General features: G+C 62.8%; 11 protein-coding genes. 5 read left to right on the top strand and 6 right to left on the bottom strand.

All coding sequences use genetic code 11. The features are described 5' to 3' along the window. Positions 1-65 precede the first annotated feature (65 nt). On the top strand, positions 66-1,739 hold the full coding sequence (locus tag QRN54_RS01390) for an acyl-CoA synthetase (RefSeq protein ID WP_039973409.1): 1,674 nt from the start codon (positions 66-68) through the stop codon (positions 1,737-1,739). Continuing rightward, positions 1,739-2,854 carry an NAD(P)H-dependent flavin oxidoreductase gene (locus QRN54_RS01385; protein ID WP_003945863.1) on the top strand — a complete coding sequence of 372 codons (1,116 nt, stop codon included), beginning with the start codon at positions 1,739-1,741 and terminating at the stop codon, positions 2,852-2,854. The genes QRN54_RS01390 and QRN54_RS01385 overlap by 1 nt, the downstream gene beginning before the upstream one ends. 54 nt (positions 2,855-2,908) lie before the next feature. Here QRN54_RS01385 and QRN54_RS01380 read toward each other — a convergent pair whose 3' ends face one another. The 6 genes from QRN54_RS01380 to QRN54_RS01355 form a co-directional block, all read right to left on the bottom strand. Beyond that, positions 2,909-3,064, bottom strand: coding sequence for a hypothetical protein (locus QRN54_RS01380; protein ID WP_003945810.1), 156 nt, complete (start codon positions 3,062-3,064; stop codon positions 2,909-2,911). A gap of 67 nt (positions 3,065-3,131) precedes the next feature. Continuing rightward, complete coding sequence (locus tag QRN54_RS01375) at positions 3,132-3,869, bottom strand: FadR/GntR family transcriptional regulator (protein ID WP_007734278.1); 738 nt, start codon at positions 3,867-3,869, stop codon at positions 3,132-3,134. A gap of 60 nt (positions 3,870-3,929) precedes the next feature. After that, on the bottom strand, positions 3,930-4,748 hold the full coding sequence (locus QRN54_RS01370; RefSeq protein ID WP_065456127.1) for an ABC transporter ATP-binding protein: 819 nt from the start codon (positions 4,746-4,748) through the stop codon (positions 3,930-3,932). After that, positions 4,745-6,823 carry a dipeptide/oligopeptide/nickel ABC transporter permease/ATP-binding protein gene (locus tag QRN54_RS01365; protein WP_039973385.1) on the bottom strand — a complete coding sequence of 693 codons (2,079 nt, stop codon included), beginning with the start codon at positions 6,821-6,823 and terminating at the stop codon, positions 4,745-4,747. Before QRN54_RS01365 ends, QRN54_RS01370 begins: the two co-directional genes overlap by 4 nt. After that, positions 6,823-7,782 (bottom strand): ABC transporter permease, encoded by a 960-nt coding sequence (locus tag QRN54_RS01360; RefSeq protein WP_003945671.1) that lies wholly within the window; start codon positions 7,780-7,782, stop codon positions 6,823-6,825. The genes QRN54_RS01365 and QRN54_RS01360 overlap by 1 nt, the downstream gene beginning before the upstream one ends. 43 nt (positions 7,783-7,825) lie before the next feature. Next, positions 7,826-9,451: an ABC transporter substrate-binding protein gene (locus tag QRN54_RS01355; protein WP_003945716.1), complete on the bottom strand. Its 1,626-nt coding sequence runs from the start codon at positions 9,449-9,451 to the stop codon at positions 7,826-7,828. A gap of 274 nt (positions 9,452-9,725) precedes the next feature. Between QRN54_RS01355 and QRN54_RS01350 the strand changes: the two genes are divergently transcribed. Genes QRN54_RS01350 through QRN54_RS01340 form a run of 3 tightly spaced genes read left to right on the top strand, consistent with a single transcriptional unit; the run spans position 9,726 to position 12,831 of the window. Further along, the gene (locus tag QRN54_RS01350; protein WP_042449499.1) at positions 9,726-10,784 is read left to right on the top strand and encodes a Gfo/Idh/MocA family protein; all 1,059 of its coding nucleotides are present in this window, start codon (positions 9,726-9,728) and stop codon (positions 10,782-10,784) included. Beyond that, the gene (locus tag QRN54_RS01345; protein WP_042449501.1) at positions 10,781-11,776 is read left to right on the top strand and encodes a Gfo/Idh/MocA family protein; all 996 of its coding nucleotides are present in this window, start codon (positions 10,781-10,783) and stop codon (positions 11,774-11,776) included. Before QRN54_RS01350 ends, QRN54_RS01345 begins: the two co-directional genes overlap by 4 nt. Next, on the top strand, positions 11,773-12,831 hold the full coding sequence (locus QRN54_RS01340) for a Gfo/Idh/MocA family protein (protein ID WP_285181482.1): 1,059 nt from the start codon (positions 11,773-11,775) through the stop codon (positions 12,829-12,831). The genes QRN54_RS01345 and QRN54_RS01340 overlap by 4 nt, the downstream gene beginning before the upstream one ends. Positions 12,832-12,868 lie beyond the last annotated feature (37 nt).

The raw sequence follows: 12,868 nt of genomic DNA, 5'->3' as shown, positions 1-12,868 counted from the left end.
GGGTCTGTGAGCTGGCTCTCAAATTGGGTCTTGCCAGAAACGGTAACACGTTCTACTTTGAACTCGTGGCCCTTAACATCGCAGACTTCGTAGAGCACGCAATCGACCTCGTTCCGGACCGCGTTGCGCTGGTCTCGGACAACCGCGAGATGACTTATGCACAGTTGGAGGACCGAGCAAACCGCCTCGGTCACTACCTGCGTGAACATGGCGTTCAGCCGGGTGACAAGGTCGGCATCTACTGCCGGAACGTCATCGAGGCGATCGAGGCCATGGTCGCGGTTTTCAAGATCCGGGCCGTGATGGTCAACATCAATTACCGGTACGTCGAGAACGAGTTGCAGTACATCTTCGACAACTCCGACATGGTTGCCCTCATTCACGAGCGCCGCTACTCGGACAAGGTCGCGAACGTCCTGCCGAACACTCCCAAGGTCAAGTCCGTCATCGTGGTCGAGGACGGCACCGATCTGGACTTCAGTGCTTTCGGCATCGGCTACGAGGACGCACTCGCGCAGAGTTCGGGTGAGCGTGATTTCGAAGAGCGCAGCAACGACGACATCTTCATGCTCTACACCGGCGGCACCACCGGAAGTCCCAAGGGCGTCATGTGGCGTCACGAGGACTGGTGGCGTGTTCTCGGCGGAGGCATCAACTTCGTCACCGGAGTTCCGGTCGAGGACGAGTACGAGATGGCGAAGGTCGGCGCCGCCAACCCGAGCATGATCCGCTACCCGATCCCCCCGATGATTCACGGCGGTTCGCAGTCGGCGGTATTCCACAGCCTCTTCGGCGGTGGAACCTGTTTGATGCACCCGGAATTCGACGCCCACGAGGTGTGGCAGAACATCGACAAGCACAAGGTCAACCTGATCTTCATCACGGGTGACGCGATGGGCCGTCCGATGCTCGACGCACTCATCGCCGGAAACCCGGAGACCGGTGAGCCGTACGATCTTTCGACGCTCTACGTGATGGCCAGCAGTGCTGCACTCTTCTCTCCGAGTATCCAGGAGCAGTTCCTCGAACTGTTGCCCAACCGCCTGCTGACGGACTCCATCGGAGCATCCGAGACCGGCTTCGGCGGACTGGCCGTGCTGAGCAAGGGGCAGAAGCACACTGGCGGTCCGACGGTCAAGATCGACGCCTCCACAACGGTTCTCGACGACGACGGCAACGAGGTCGAACCCGGATCGGGCAAGCGCGGCATGCTCGCTCGCAAGGGCAACATCCCGCTCGGCTACTACAAGGACGAGGTCAAGACCGCCGAAACCTTCCGCACCATCAACGGCGTTCGCTACTCGATCCCCGGCGACTATGCGCAGGTCGAAGCCGACGGCACGGTCACGATGCTCGGCCGCGGTTCGGTGTCGATCAACAGCGGCGGCGAGAAGGTGTACCCGGAAGAGGTCGAAGGCGCTTTGAAGGCGCACCCGGACATCTTCGACGTCCTGGTGGTCGGTATCCCCGACGAGCGCTTCGGTCAGCGCGTTGCCGCAGTGGTCCAGGTACGCGAAGGCACGTCGCCGACGCTGCACGACATCGCCACCGCAGCACGCAAAGAGATTGCCGGATACAAGGTTCCGCGCAGCGTGTGGTTCGTGGACCAGATCAAGCGCAACCCGGCAGGCAAGCCCGACTACCGCTGGGCGAAGGCCGAAACGGAATCGCGCGAGGCCGATGATCACAACGGAAACGGCGCTCCTGTGGCGTCCGCAAACGAAAGCGTGGAAGCCTGATGCGTTCGGATCTCGCCGACAAGTTCGGCATCGAATACCCGATTTTCGGATTCACTCCTTCCGAGCACGTCGCGGCCGCGATCAGCCGCGCGGGAGGTCTGGGCGTGCTCGGTTGCGTCCGGTTCAACGACCCGGAAGAGCTCGAAGCCGCACTGACGTGGATGGACGAGAACACCGACGGTAAGCCGTACGGCGTCGACATCGTCATGCCGGCCAAGGTGCCGACAGAGGGCGGCGCCGTCGATCTCGACAAGCTGATTCCGGAGGAGCACCGCGCCTTCGTCAACCGCACGCTCGACGAGCTCGGTGTGCCGCCGCTTTCCGACGACGTCGAGCATGCGACCGGCGTATTGGGATGGCTTCACTCGGTGGCGCGGTCTCACGTCGATGTTGCTCTGGGACACCGGATCGCGTTGATTGCGAATGCACTGGGATCACCGCCGAAGGACGTCATCGATCAGGCGCACGAGAAGGGCGTACCGGTAGCAGCGCTGGCCGGCGCCGTCGAGCATGCACGTCGTCACGTCGAGAACGGTGTCGACATCGTGATCGCGCAGGGCTACGAGGCAGGCGGTCACACCGGCGAAATTGCGTCGATGGTTCTCGTTCCGGAAATCGTTGATGCACTGGGTGATTCAGCTGCCGTACTGGCTGCCGGCGGTATAGGCAGCGGCCGTCAGGTGGCTGCCGCACTTGCACTCGGTGCGTCCGGAGTGTGGATGGGCTCGTACTGGCTCACCACGTCCGAATACAAACTCGGCAGTGCATCGGGTGAGGGCCCGTCCGCTATTCAGCGTGCACTGTTGGGCGCGACGTCGGCCGACACCGTTCGTTCGCGCATCTACTCGGGTAAGCCCGCTCGGTTGCTCAAGACCAAGTGGACGGAAGCCTGGTCGAACCCGGGAGCACCGGCGCCCTTGCCGATGCCGCTGCAGAACCTTCTGGTCAGCGACGCTCATCAGAGAATCGCTGCATCGGAGAACCCGGAAGTTGTGGCAATGCCCGTCGGTCAGATCGTGGGACGGATGAACGAGATCCGCCCGGTCGCCGAGGTCATGGCAGAGCTGGTGTCCGGGTTCGAGGACGCGCGAACCCGACTGGATTCGATGAAGTAGTAGATGACACGTGCGTGTGCCCTCGGCCGAGTTTCGGCCGAGGGCACACGTCGTTCAGCCGGCGAGGTCGTCCGGTCCGACGGTGTCCGACAACCATTCTCCGCGGCTGAGGGCGCCGTCGTCGCGGCGGCGTGCGATCACGAAAATGACCAGGGCGGCAGCGAGGACAACTGCGAGAACGCGCGAAGGCGTCAGGTTCGGGTTCTTCATACCCGTAATTTTGCCGGAAGAACGGGCGCGATGGTGAGCCAGCGGAGCAAAATCACGTGTTTCGAAATTACTGCGCTTCCGACGCATGGAGACTCGCGATCCGCTCGCGCAGGCCACCGAAGTGCACATCGAGAGTGTGCGCCGCCTCGACTGCATCACCCGTACGGATCGCGTCGAGAATCGCACGGTGCTTCGACGCGATGTCGATCAGTGGCGTATCCGAATGCCCGATGGCCTGCTGGATCTCGCTGTACACCTGCCAGAAGACGTCCATCAATTGAGCGAGGACCTGGTTGTCCAGCGGGGAGTACAGGCGGGAGTGGAAGGTCGCGTCGATGTCGGAGAAGTTCTTCCCGGCTGCGGCACGGACCTCCATGCCGGTGACGAGTTCGTCGAGGTCGGCGTGGTCGGCCGACGTCATCTCGGCCATCGCCGCACCGATCAGTCCGGTCTCGAGTGCCTGACGAATGTCGACCAGTTCCATCGCCTCGTGCCCGGTGCCCTGCAAGGACAACCGGCCACGGAAGGTCAGGCCGTCGGCGAGAGCGTCGAAGTTGCTAGGGGCGACGAACATTCCGAAGCCGTGACGGATCTCGACGACACCCAAGGCCTGCAGAACCTTGAGCGCCTCCCGGAGCGTGTTTCGGCCGATACCCAATTCCTCGGACAGTTCGGCCTCGGTGGGCATCGGGTCGCCGGGGGAGAGCCTGCGTTCGAGGATCAAGTTCATGATGTCCGTCTGAAGTGCGCGCATGCGGTTTTGCGCGCTGAAACGAGCGCCCTGTGTGCCACTCCGGACAGACATCGATTCCCCTTTTCTGATACGAACGTCCTTCATCCTATGTCCGGTCATCCGCTCCATTGGTCAACCCACGTCAACGGTGCGTTGCAGGAGGCTGGGCGCCGCACCCAGCAGTTTGGCCGTGTACGCATCGGACGGGCTGTCGAATACTTCCTCGGCCGTTCCCTGCTCGACGATCCGCCCGGCGTTCATGACGACGATGGTGTCGGAGACGTACCGCACCGTCTGTATGTCGTGCGAGATGAACACCATGCCGAGCCCCAACCGAGCCTTGATGTCGCTGAGCAGATTCAGGATCTGCGCTCGCACCGAGACGTCGAGCGCCGACGTCGGCTCGTCGGCCACGATGACGTCAGGTTCGAGCGCGAGTGCACGCGCGATCGCGACACGTTGCCGCTGACCGCCGGAGATCTGGCTCGGGATGACTTCGAGCGCAGATTGGGGGAGTCCGACCAAACCGACCAGCTCGCGAACTCGGGCGGTTCGGCTCGCGCGGTTGCCGATTCCGTGGACGTCGAGTGGATCGGTGAGGATGTCGGCCACCGTCATTCGGGGATTGAGCGCGGTAGCCGGATCCTGGAAGACGATCGAAATCGCCCGGCCGAACTCCTTGCGCACGCCGGCCGACCGGGTCAGAGCGCTTCGGCCGCGAAAGACCACGTCGCCCGACGTCGGTTTCTGCAGTCCGACCATGACTTTGGCCAGAGTGGACTTGCCACAACCCGACTCGCCCACGATGCCGATCGTCGTCCCTCGTCGTACGTCGATACTGACATCGTTGACCGCGTGAACTGTGCCCGGTTTGAACAGTGATCCCGAACGGGTCTTGTGGACGACGTGAATGTTCTTCAGTTCCAGGATGGGTGCTTCAGCTGTAGTCATCGCACGCTCTCCAATTCCGATTCTGTACGTACGGGAGTCGCGGACTGGTCGGCGAACCAATGCTCGGTCCCGTCGACCCGGACCATCTCCGGCTTTCGGAGGGGGTCGGAGTCCGGGCGAGTGGAACGCTCGGCGAAACGGTCACCCGGCGCGAAGTTTCCGGGCGAGGGAACAGTTCCCTGAATCTGATGCAGTCGCGGCGCTTCGTCCTCGATAGAGAGAACGGCACCGAGAAGGCCCTGGGTGTATTCGTGGCGGGGATCGACGAGCAGATCACTCGTGGGCGCCGACTCGACGACCTGACCGGCGTACATCACCGTGATCTTGTGAGCGAGTGAAGCAACGAGTGCAAGATCGTGGCTCACGAAAACCATGGCAAACCCCAGCTTTTCCCGAAGATCGTTGAGCAAGTCCACGACCTGGGCCTGGACGGTGACGTCGAGAGCGGTGGTGGGCTCGTCCGCGACGATCAACCGCGGACTGCGGGTGAGCGACATGGCGATCAGAACGCGCTGACGCTGACCACCGGAAAGCTCGTGTGGGTAGCTGGAGAGAGTGCGCACCGGATCGAGTCCGACGAGTTCGAGCAGTTCCTCGGCTGTGCGGGTACCGCCGCGCTTGGTGAGCTGCTTGAACTGCGCGCGGATCAGCATCGCCGGATTCAGTGAACTCAGCGCGTCCTGGTAGATCATGGCCATGTCGTGCCCGCGCAGCTTGTTTCGCTCTCGGTTGTTCAGCTCGAGGACGTTGACTCCGTCGAACAGGATCTCGCCGGTCACCACTGCCGTCTTGGGTAGCAGACCCATGATCGCCAGCGACGTGAGCGATTTTCCGCAACCGGACTCGCCGACGAGTGCCATCGTCTCGTTCGGGCGGACGGTGAAGCTCACGTTGTCGACGATCGCGGTGTCTCCGTAGCGTTCCGGGAACCGGATCGTGAGATTGCGGACCTCGAGGAGTGGCGCGGCATCGCCCTCGTACACAAGACGATCGGAGCGGGACCGCTCGGTTTCCGCCAGGATCTTCAGGTGCGTTTCGAGAGGAGTCGGCTCGGCGGCCGGCTCGAGAACATCTTTCACGACGCTCGGATCGGCGAAGTCGTCTATCAACCCCGGAGTGTCGGTGACCGATGCGGCTTCGTCCTCCAGAATGAGCTCGTTGGAGGTCTCCTCCGCTGCGGCGGTCTGCGCTGCTTGGAGTGCGGAGGGCGTCTTCTTGGTCTTCTTCAGACTCGGATCGGCCATCGCGTCCGTCAGGCCCTCGGCGAGCACGTTGAGGGATAGCACCGTCAGAAGAATCAGCAGACCGGGGAACACCGTTGCCCACCAACCACCGAGAAGGACCATGTTCTTGCCGTCGGCGATCACCGATCCCCACGACGGATCCGGGGGACGGACACCTGCTCCGATGAACGACAGGCTGGCCTCGAGCACGATGGCGTCGGCGACCATGACAGTGCAGAAGACGAGAACGGGCGCAGCACAGTTGGCTACGACGTGCTTGACGACGATGTGTGAAGTTCTTGCGCCGATGACCTTTTCGGCCGCGACGTAGTCCTCACCGTACTGAGCGAGAACGTTCGCGCGAACGACGCGAGCCACCATCGGTGTGTAGAGGAACGCGATAGTGACGATCAGAACCGGGATCGAACCACCGAAGGCCGCGACGAGTACGGCAGCGAGCGCAATGCCCGGGAACGCCATGACCACGTCGAGCACTCGCATGATGGTCTCGTCGACGCCTTTTCGGCTCGTTGCGGCCACCGATCCGATGAGAGCGCCGGCGCACAGTGCGAGGAAGGTGGAACCGAGACCGATGGTCAGCGACCAGCGTCCGCCGTAGAGCAAGCGGCTGAACAGATCTCGACCGAGACTGTCCTGCCCGAACCAGTGCTCGGCGCTGGGGCCCGCGGTACCCACCGCCTGTTCGAGCGGGGTGTACTGCGTGATCAGCGGCGCGAAGAGGCAGGCGAGCACGATGATCGCGAGAACCGCCATCGACAGCCAGGCCGAGAGGGGGAAGCGAGAAAAGGTGATGCCGGGTCGCGAAAGCTTCTCGGTGAGTTTTCTTCTCATCATGCTGCGCTCCGAAGTCGTGGATTGACGAGCAGGTAGAGGATGTCGACGGCGAGGTTGACGACGACGAAGCCGACCGCGATGACGATGACAACTCCCTGAACGACTGCGGGGTCACCGTTGGTGACGCCGTTGATCATGAGCTGACCCATGCCGGGCAGGCCGAAGATCTGCTCGATGACCACAGCGCCACCGAGGAGGTAACCGACACGGAGGCCCAGGACGGTGAGCGGGTTGATCAGCGCGTTACGCAACACATTCCGTCCGATCACCACGTGATAGGGCAGGCCGCTGCCGATCGCGGTCCGGACGTAGTCTTTGTCCAACTCCTCGACCATCGACGTGCGGATGATGCGCGTGAGTTGTGCTGCGACGGGCAGTGACAGGGACAGTGCCGGGAGCGCCATGTACCAGAGCCAGTCGCTGACGGAGTCGCTCGGATTGACGTAGCCACCGGTGGGGAACCATCCGAGTTGAACAGCCAGATACTGAATCATCAGCAGTGCCAACCAGAATGACGGTGCCGCCACACCACCGAGGGAGATCACTCGGATGACCTGATCCGGCCAACGATCGCGGAACAGTGCGCTGGTGACGCCGAAGATCAGCGAGAGCACGATGGCGATCACCAGTCCGAGAACCGTGAGCTGAATGGTCAGTGGCAGAGCGGTGGAGATCGAATCCAACACCGGGGTACCGGAAATCAGACTGTCACCCATGTTGCCGCTGACCAGATCGGTCACGAAGTGAACGTATTGCAGCGGAAGCGGATCGAGCAGTCCGTTCTCTTCCTTGAACTGCTGCAACTGTTCCGCAGTCGGGTTGCCACCGTTGAACGCCGCGGTTGCGGGATCGGTGGGCGCGAACTGCATCACGATGAAGACGAACGCGATGATGCCGAGGATCAGGGGGATCAGTATCAGTAATCGCCTGATCAGCATGGGGAGGACTCTTGCCATCGGGGGATCTCTCAGTTGTGGGAAACGGCCGAGCGGGCGGGTATCAGGCCGGCTTCGCCTGAAGCAGGTTGACGCCGGGGTACGGCAGCGGAGTGACGTCGGCGATCTTCTTCGGATCCCACGCAGTCAGGAGCTCCTGATGGAGAACCGGGTAGTAGACAGCATTTTCGGCGATCTGGTTCAGGTACGACTGCACGAGGGTGCTGCGCTTTGCCGGGTCGGTCTCGCGGGTGGCTTCGTCCATGGTGGCGTAGATCTTCTGCGCTTCGGGGGTGTCGTCCCACTTGGCGTAGGTCTTCGTCCACAAGCCGCCCTTGCTGTACGTGTAGCGGACGAGAAGGTCGACGTCGCTGCCGAATGCCTGCGGGTTGGACGTACCGGCGGCGATCTGGAACTTCTGGCCGCTGTTGAGCTTGCTCACCATGGCGCTGGTGTCCTGCGGTTCGAGTGTCGTGTTGAATCCGACTGCGTCCCAAGACTCTTTGATGGTCGGCAAGCAGTCGGCCAACCAGCTGACGTTGGTGGAGAGCAGCGTCAGGTCGAGGCCACTGACACCGGCGGCAGCGAGGAGCGAGCGGGCCTTGTCCGGATCGTACGAGTAGACGGTGGACGCTCGCGCGTAGTCGGGGTTGCGCTCGTACAGGTAGCTCGTGGCCGGTGCTGCCTTGCCGCCGAGGGCGATCTCGATCATCTTCGGGGTGTTGATCGCGTAGAACATCGCCTGGCGAACACGAACGTCGTCGAACGGTGCCTGAGTGGTGTCGAAGAGCAGGTACATGAGGTTCATGCCCGGGTTGCCCTCGACGGTGCGCCCACCGGAGGTCAGAGTGGGGACGTTGGCGACGGGGATGTTGTCGGCGAGTTGTGCACCGGCATTGTTGCCCGAGACGCGCGCGATGCGTGAGGAGGTGTCGACGATGGAGAGCCAGTTCATGGTCGCGAAGTTGGCCGGACGCGGCCCGTTGTACGCCTCGAAGGCCTCGAAAGCTGTGTTGCTCTTGGGGGTGTGGCTCTTGAGCTTGTACGGACCGGAACCGACGACCAGCGCTCCGGACTTGGCCTCGTCCCAGTGGCCGTCGAAGACGTGCTTGGGCATGATCTTGGCGATCGAGAGACGCTGTGCGGCAGCGCTGAACGGGTAGTTGAAGTTCAGGGTCACCGTTTGGTCGTCGACCTTGGTGACGGACTGCAGCCAGGAGGAGAAGAAGGAGCGGATCAGTACGTTCTGCTGTGGATCGAGGATGCGATCGAAGGTGAAGACGACGTCGTCCGAGGTGACCGGAGTGCCGTCGTGCCAGGTTGCTCCCTCGCGGATTTTCATGGTCCAGCTCGAGGCGGTGGCGTCGGTCGGGACGGCCTGTGCGAGCGCCGCATACGTCTCACCGGTGCCTGGATCGTTTTCGAGCAGTCCCTCGTAGACGTGGTTGACCGCTGCCATGAGGAAACCGGATGCAGTCTGCATCGGGTCGAAGCTCTGGTCGTTTCCGTATCCGATGGCGGTGGTCAGATCGCCGGTGCTCGCGGAACCGCCGACAACCGAGGTCGACGACGGCCCGCCGCCACAGGCCGCGAGAGTCGCGGTGATACCTGCTGCAGCTCCCAGTAGCCCGGTGTACCGGAACAGGTCTCGGCGGGTGAACGCGGAGCTCAGCGGTCGTTCGTTCTTCAAGGCGGCCTCCAAGGCGGGGAGCGGGACATCAAGGGAGTGGATAGGGGATGTCCTATGTTCGACGTCCGATGTTGCGTAACTTACATTGTGGATCAGAAAGCGTCTAGAGAATCTTCGGAACTGGCGGCGCCGAACTTCGACGTTTCGCCGGATTCGAGCCAAAAATAGTGCGCTCAGCTGCATAGATGAAGACTGTGTTACCGGCGTCGAATTGACGAGCGATGACGCTGGCCGTATAACATAGGACATCCCTCATCCAATCTTTGGAGACTTCATGACCCGATACAAAGTCGGTGTGGTCGGTTGCGGATTCTTCGGTAGTTCCCTCGCTCGCGAGCTGGCTGCCCATCCACGTTTCGAACTGACGATGCTGTGCGACCGTGACTTCGAGCGGGCCAAGGACGTCGCCGCAGAGTTCTCGGCAACCCCGACAGACGATCACGACGCGGTGGCCGCTCACCCGGAGTTGGCCCTCGTCGTCGTCGCGACGCCCAATCACGCGCACGCCGAACCTGCCATCGCGGCGCTCGAACACGGCAAGGCAGTTTTTGTCGAGAAGCCACTCGCCGTCGAACTGGTCGATGCGCAGAACATGATCGCGAGCGCCGACGCGAGCGGTTCGCCGTTGATGGTCGGGCACATCATGCGGATGATGCCGGGTGTACGACGTCTGGCGGACCTGCTGGCGTCGGGGGAGCTCGGCGAGGTCGCTGCGATCGAAACGTCTCGCTCACGCTGGATCGACACCGACGGCGCAGATCCACAGTGGTGGAAGCTCGACAAGAGCCGAACGGGTGGAGAACTGACTCACGAGATTCACGAACTGGACCTGATGTGCTGGCTCGGCGGCGAGGTGACTGCCGTGTCGAGCATCGCCACCGCGGACGACGGCTTCCGCAACACAGTGGTGTCGTTCGCCGGCGGCGCGATCGGCAGACACACCATTTCGACGCGGTCACACACTTCGTCGTGGCAGCTGACCGTCGATGCCACCGAAGGTTCGGTCCACGCGGACTTCCACACCGGCCGGGTCAGCAGACTGCGCGGGGGACAGGTCGTAGAGTCGTGGCCGATCTTCGACGTCGACGCCGAGAACCAATCGTTGATCGACGCTGCGAGCAGGACGCAGAAGTACAACTCGGGAAACGGAGGATCCTCGCTGTGGATGCAGGCTGCGATTCGTCACGAAATCGACGAGATGGCAGCAGTTCTCGACGGCAAGGCTGATCCCGACTCGCCGTTGACGTACGCACGTGAACGCGCACTCGTCGTCGCCGAACAGGTGCGACTCGGTGGCGGCGAACCGGCAGCGCTCTCGGGAAGTGCCAAGTGACGGTGCGTGTAGCCGTCATCGGTAGTGGCGGAATCGCGCGGGACCACGTCAGCGCCTTGGCGCGCATCCCGTCCGTCGAAGTCGCCTACGTATTCGGCAGTGACTTGGACCGGGCCGCATCGGTTGCGGCGTTGGCGCCGGGCGCGAAGGCCAGTACCGATCTGGCGAAGATTCTCGCCGACCCGAGCGTGCAGGCGGTCAACGTCGTCGGGGCCACTCCCGACCACGCACCCGTGACGATAGCCGCGGGCCGCGCGGGAAAGCATGTGCACGTGGAGAAGCCGGCCGCGCTGACAGTCGCGGACTTCGACGCCATGGTCGAGGCCACCGAAGGTGGCGGCACCTCACTGATGGTCGGACAGACCGTACGATTCCAGCCGTCGATCACCTCGATCGGAAACTCGGTTGCACAAGGTGCCATCGGCGACCCCCGGTTGATCCATCTCAGTTGGTACACCGGCCATGTCTGGCCAGGGGGCTGGCGAGGCTGGCAACACGACAAGGAACGTTCGGGTGGTCACCCCGTTCACAACGGAACCCACGCACTCGATCTGGTGACGTGGCTGATCGGTCGTCGTCCGACCCGTGTGTTCGCTCGTAGTTTCCCCACCTTCGCGGCGGGGATGCCCGTGCACGACAGCTTCCATCTGACCGTTCGCTTCGAGGACGGATCGCTGGCTCTCATCGAATTGGCCTACGCGCTACCACAATCGGGAAAGATGGTACGCCGGATCGTGGTGTCGGGGACTTCCGGCACGCTCGCGCACGACACCGGCGACGACCCGGGACTGATGACGGACACGACCAACGCGCCGCCGTCGTCGATCGAGGACGCGATGTCGCATCAGATGCGCCACTGGATCGCCACTCTCGACGGTTCAGCGACCCCGATAGTCGAGAACTGGCAGGTGCGTGCAGCTCTCGCTACGGCCATCGCTGCACAGCAATCACTCGACACCGGCCGCGCGATCTCGATCGGAGAACACCAATGACCGGCACCGCTTCGATCCGCGTCGGATTTGTCAGCGGCGTAAGGCATGCCGGCTCCTATGCAGACCTGTTGCGTTCCGATCCTCGAGTGAGCCTGGTCGGGGCCTCCGACGAATCCTCGGTCCCCGATTGGATTCGTGAGGACGGAATCGCGATGGCAAAGGCCGCAGACATCGAGTGGATCGACGAACTCGGCGAGCTGCTCGACCCCGAACGGATAGACCTGGCGATCATCTGCAGTGAGCCGACCAGGCATGCACGGCTTGCGATTTCCGCACTGAACGCGGGACTCGACGTCCTGGTGGACAAGCCGGTGGGTATCGACGAGTCGGAGGCCGCGGCGGTCGAGGAAGCGGCACGGTCGAACGGGCGAATCTGTACGGTGGTGAACCGCACTCATTCACCTGCGCTCCGGCGACTGCGCCGCTGGATCGACGCCGGAAATCTCGGACTGCCGCGCCACGTGGACATCGAGTTCCTCGCAAGCGGAACACATTTCGCGACGTCCGTCGAGCGTCCCGAACTGGTGGTGGATCCCGCGCTTTCCGGCGGGGGAGAAGTAGTGAACTTCGCCGGTTACGCCGCCGACTACCTCAGATACCTCACCGGCCTGGACGTCACCGAGGTGTACGCCGAGACGAGCACACTGTACGGCGGGGCCCACCAGCAGTTCGGCGTCGAAGACACGGGGTTGGTCTCGCTCGCCCTGGAAAACGGAGTCACCGCGACGGTGACCGTCGGAAGAATCCCCGCAGCACCGGGTTTCGGCGCGAATACCGCGACGGTTCGGGTCCTCGGTTCCCACGGATACGCGAGTTCCGACGACGACAAACCAGCGGTGACCCACTTCGCATCCTCGGGAGACGTGACCGCACTACCCATCGGCGGCTTCGGTTCCGACAACGCGGTGTCGAGCTTTCTCTCTCACGTGCTCGATCGACTTCCCACACGGACCGAACCCGACTACACCGTGGCAGACGCCCGAGCGTCGATGCGCGTGATCGATGCTGTCTATCTGTCCGCGTCGAGCGGTCAGCCGGTCTCCGTTTCTCCCTGACAGTCGCACCCACAACTCAATCCGACAACCAACATAT

Origin of the sequence: Rhodococcus sp. MEB032 (assembly GCF_030208925.1) — a bacterium.
Classification (GTDB): domain Bacteria; phylum Actinomycetota; class Actinomycetes; order Mycobacteriales; family Mycobacteriaceae; genus Rhodococcus_F; species Rhodococcus_F qingshengii.
This window is presented reverse-complemented; position numbering and strand designations above follow the sequence as displayed.

Coding starts and splice junctions, on each gene's coding strand:
- QRN54_RS01360 (WP_003945671.1), bottom strand. CDS start 7,782: ATGGCAAGAGTCCTCCCCATGCTGATCAGGCGATTACTGATACTGATC.
- QRN54_RS01385 (WP_003945863.1), top strand. CDS start 1,739: ATGCGTTCGGATCTCGCCGACAAGTTCGGCATCGAATACCCGATTTTC.
- QRN54_RS01380 (WP_003945810.1), bottom strand. CDS start 3,064: ATGAAGAACCCGAACCTGACGCCTTCGCGCGTTCTCGCAGTTGTCCTC.
- QRN54_RS01370 (WP_065456127.1), bottom strand. CDS start 4,748: ATGACTACAGCTGAAGCACCCATCCTGGAACTGAAGAACATTCACGTC.
- QRN54_RS01365 (WP_039973385.1), bottom strand. CDS start 6,823: ATGAGAAGAAAACTCACCGAGAAGCTTTCGCGACCCGGCATCACCTTT.
- QRN54_RS01350 (WP_042449499.1), top strand. CDS start 9,726: ATGACCCGATACAAAGTCGGTGTGGTCGGTTGCGGATTCTTCGGTAGT.
- QRN54_RS01375 (WP_007734278.1), bottom strand. CDS start 3,869: ATGTCTGTCCGGAGTGGCACACAGGGCGCTCGTTTCAGCGCGCAAAAC.
- QRN54_RS01340 (WP_285181482.1), top strand. CDS start 11,773: ATGACCGGCACCGCTTCGATCCGCGTCGGATTTGTCAGCGGCGTAAGG.